Source organism: Streptomyces sp. NPDC043746 (assembly GCF_056436485.1).
In genome coordinates this window covers 1-3,377 of the sequence record NZ_JBWKCM010000055.1, presented here as the reverse complement: position 1 = coordinate 3,377, position 3,377 = coordinate 1, and the positions used below count along the sequence as shown (strand labels likewise).

4 protein-coding genes are annotated in these 3,377 nt (G+C 70.6%); 3 read left to right on the top strand and 1 reads right to left on the bottom strand.

Annotation, left to right across the window (positions count from 1 at the left end; translation table 11 throughout):
• Positions 1-444: 444 nt before the first annotated feature.
• Positions 445-951, top strand: a complete 507-nt coding sequence (locus AC0682_RS31000; protein WP_478536540.1) for a MarR family transcriptional regulator — start codon at positions 445-447, stop codon at positions 949-951.
• Positions 952-1,110: 159 nt separating this feature from the next.
• Here AC0682_RS31000 and AC0682_RS30995 read toward each other — a convergent pair whose 3' ends face one another.
• Complete coding sequence (locus tag AC0682_RS30995; protein WP_478536538.1) at positions 1,111-1,602, bottom strand: FBP domain-containing protein; 492 nt, start codon at positions 1,600-1,602, stop codon at positions 1,111-1,113.
• Between the two features lie 103 nt (positions 1,603-1,705).
• Between AC0682_RS30995 and AC0682_RS30990 the strand changes: the two genes are divergently transcribed.
• A complete protein-coding gene (locus AC0682_RS30990; RefSeq protein WP_478536536.1) occupies positions 1,706-3,142 on the top strand; it encodes a DHA2 family efflux MFS transporter permease subunit in 1,437 nt (478 codons plus the stop codon).
• A gap of 95 nt (positions 3,143-3,237) precedes the next feature.
• Positions 3,238-3,377: GTP-binding protein (locus AC0682_RS30985; protein WP_341625209.1), on the top strand; the 140-nt coding region annotated here is incomplete at its 3' end.

Here is a 3,377-nt window from a genome sequence, read left to right as displayed (position 1 = left end):
CATTGATGCGCGGGTTCGACGGGTGGTGTGTTGATTGCACCCCCCCTCCCCCCCCCCCCCCCCCCCCCCCCCCCCCCCCCCCCCCCCCCCCCCCCCCCCCCCCCCCGGGGCGAGCGCCCGGGGGTGGCGCCGACGGCACTATCGGGATCTCCGATCAAATTTGAAACCTTTGCGAAGGAATGATTTTCTCCTCGCAGGACACCTCGTGGCCTCCGAGCGCATCGGGGAGGCGGGTGCCCGGCCGCGAGCAGGCTCCTCCTGCTCGGCATCGACCGAGAATGGATGATTCCCGTGACCACGTATCCCGGACCGTCTGTCGTCCTCGCCGTCAGCGGTCGCCCCCACCCGGTTGACCGCGGTGACGGCCCGTCATGCCAGCCCGCCCGAGAGTCCTGCGCGGTCCAGGGCCGTGTCGACCGGCGCGGTACGGGACTGCCGCCCAGAGTGTCCGTCGAGTCGGCGTCCCGCGAACCGGGCGGCGCCGTCCGCGGCTCCGGCGCTCGTGAGGCGTCCGCACAGGAGCTGGCCTGGTGGCAGCGCACGGAGGAGCTGCGATGTCGCTTCGAGAGGGCGCTGACGCGCGAGCTGAGCCGACTGGGACTGTCCCCCTCGGCCTATCTGGCGCTTGAGCAACTAGCCATCAACGACGGGAACTTGCGCATCAGCGAGCTCGCCCAGGAGGTCCGGCTCAGCCCTTCCTCCGCGTCCCGCGTCGTGGACCGCCTGGTCCGTGACGACCTCGCGGTCCGCATGCCGAGCCCCGGCGACCGGCGTACGGTGCGCGGCCGGATCACCCAGCGGGGCATGGCGCTGTACGAGAGGGCGGTGCCCGCCTACCGCAAGGCCCTCGCGCAGGCGCTCGACAACGCGCCGCGTGCCCGGGGCGGGATCGACGACCCGTACGCGGGGCCCGGCTGTCAGCCGGGCCCCGCGCCCCGATCCGGCCGCTGACGGCTGTCCCGTCCTCCTCGGCGGGCGCACGCCGACGGCTGCGGCGCCTCGCCGCTCGTCGCGACGCCCGAATGCGTCAAGTGCGCGGACGCCCCTCCGTCTCGCGATGCGCCGCATCTGACACCGTGCGCTGTTCCGTCAGGGATGACGGGGCGGCCCTCAGAGAAGCGTGTTGAGGAAGCCGGCGAGCTTGGTCCGCAGGCGCTCGACCTTCTCGTCCACCGTCAGCGACTCCTCCATGCGGCCCCCGACCTGGGTCCGCTTCTTGCCCCGCACGTAAAGGGAGCAGGCCAGGTCGCTGCAGACGTACTCGCCCACCGTGTCCTCGCCGTTGCCGCTCTGGCGCGCGCGGCGCGCGGTCATCAGCGTCACCCCGCTCGCCTGGTGCGTCGTCAGGCAGATCGAGCACATGGACTGGTGCCGCAGGCTGCCCCGTTGGGACGGCAGGCGGAAGGCGAGGCCCACGAGGCGGTCCTCGTGCTCGGCCACGATGTAGCTGCGCTGCGGTGCGGCAGGGTCCCGCCAGCCGAGGAAGTCGAGGTCTGCCCAAGGCAGTTCGGACAGATCCCGCGGCGTCGTGAGGCGGGAGGCCTCGCCCTTGCTGCAGTTGACGAACGAGGCGCGGATTTCCGGGTCGGTCAGTTCCTTCATGATCCTGACCGTAACAGTGCCTATGTATAGTAGGCAAGTGCCAAGGGTTCCTAGGTAGAGTCTCGTGTCCATCCCATCCATCGCGCAAAGAGAGGCGAAAGCCATGTCCGAGGAGATCAGCACCGCGAGCGCCAAGGAGGGGGTATCGGCCGAGCCGGCTCCGCAGCCGGAGCGCTCGCCCGTCGTGGTGGCACTCGTCCTGGCCGTGGGCGCGTTCGTGGCCCTCCTCGACACCACGATCGTCGGCGTGGCCATGCACTCGTTCACCGAGTACTTCGGAGTCGGTCTCGCGGACGCCCAGTGGGCGTCCACGGCGTATCTCCTCGCGATGTCGTCGGTGATACCGGCGACCGGGTGGGCGGCACAGCGCTTCGGCGCGGCCCACACCTGGATCGCGTCGCTCTCCGTCTTCCTGATCGGTTCGCTGCTGTGCGGTACCGCCTGGTCGATGGGCAGCCTGATCGCGTTCCGGGTCGTGCAGGGCTTCGGGGCCAGCATGCTCTTCCCGCTGATGCGGATCATTGTCGTCGAGGTCGCGGGCCGCGCCCAGATGGGCCGCATGATGACGATGATGGCTGTGCCGCTGCTCGTCGCACCGGTGCTCGGTCCCGTGCTCGGCGGCACGCTCATCCAGGAGTTCTCCTGGCGGTGGGCGTTCTTCCTCAACGTGCCGATCATCCTCGCGGTGATCGTGCTGTCCGCCCGCACCCTGCCCAACTCCAAGGGCGAGGCGCCCCGTCGCCTCGACGTCGCCGGCCTGCTCACCATGGGCGGCGGCCTCGTCGCCCTCATCCTCGGCTTCAGCAACCTGGCCAAGGGCACCGCGGCTACGAGCCCGCAGGTCTTCCTGCCCGCCGCGATCGGCGTGGCCCTGCTGGCCGCGCACGGCATCCGGGCCGTCGGCTCCCAGACCCCCGGCGTCGTGGACTTCTCGCTCTTCCGCGACCGGGCGTTCACCGCGTCCACGTCCATCACGCTGCTGAACAACTTCGGCCTCTACGGCGGCGTCGTCCTCGTCCCGCTGTTCTTCCAGCAGGCGGGCGGCAAGGGGCCGTTGGGCGCGGGAACCATCATGGTGGCGCAGGGCGTCGGCACGGCGGTCGCCGTACTGCTCGTCGGCCGGGTCATCGACACCAGGAGCAACCCGCGCGCGCTCGTGCTCTTCGGACTCCTCCTGGTCGCCGCGGGCCTCACCACCTTCGCCGTGGCCGACACGAGCGAGGTGACCGTCCTGCTGCTCGTCGCCCTGTTCGCGCAGGGCATCGGCCTCGCCCTGGCGTCGTCGCCCATCATGGTGACGCTCTACCACTCGCTGCCGACCACCAGCGTCCCCGCGGCGACGACCGCGAACGCCGTGTCCCAGCAGCTCGGCGGCGCGGTCGGCACCGCCACCATCGCGCTGCTCCTGCAGCACTACGTCTACGTGGCCGGTGGCGCCCGGGCGGACTTCAGCGCCGTGTTCTGGTGGGCCCTGCTCTTCGTGGCCCTCACCGCCGTCCCCGCGCTCTTCCTCCCCCCGGGCGCGTCGAAGCAGGCGTGAACCGGCCGTGGGCGTTCCGGGGCGGGCGACCCGCCCCGGAGCCCACACCCGCCCCGGCTCTCTGAGCTCCCCCAGTTGTCCAGGAAAGAATTCTTATGTCTGTCACCACACTTGACCTGGCCAAGGTGCGCAACATCGGCATCATGGCCCACATCGACGCGGGCAAGACGACCACCACTGAGCGGATCCTCTTCTACACCGGTGTGAGCTACAAGATCGGTGAGGTCCACGACGG

Coding starts and splice junctions, on each gene's coding strand:
- AC0682_RS30995 (WP_478536538.1), bottom strand. CDS start 1,602: ATGAAGGAACTGACCGACCCGGAAATCCGCGCCTCGTTCGTCAACTGC.
- AC0682_RS30990 (WP_478536536.1), top strand. CDS start 1,706: ATGTCCGAGGAGATCAGCACCGCGAGCGCCAAGGAGGGGGTATCGGCC.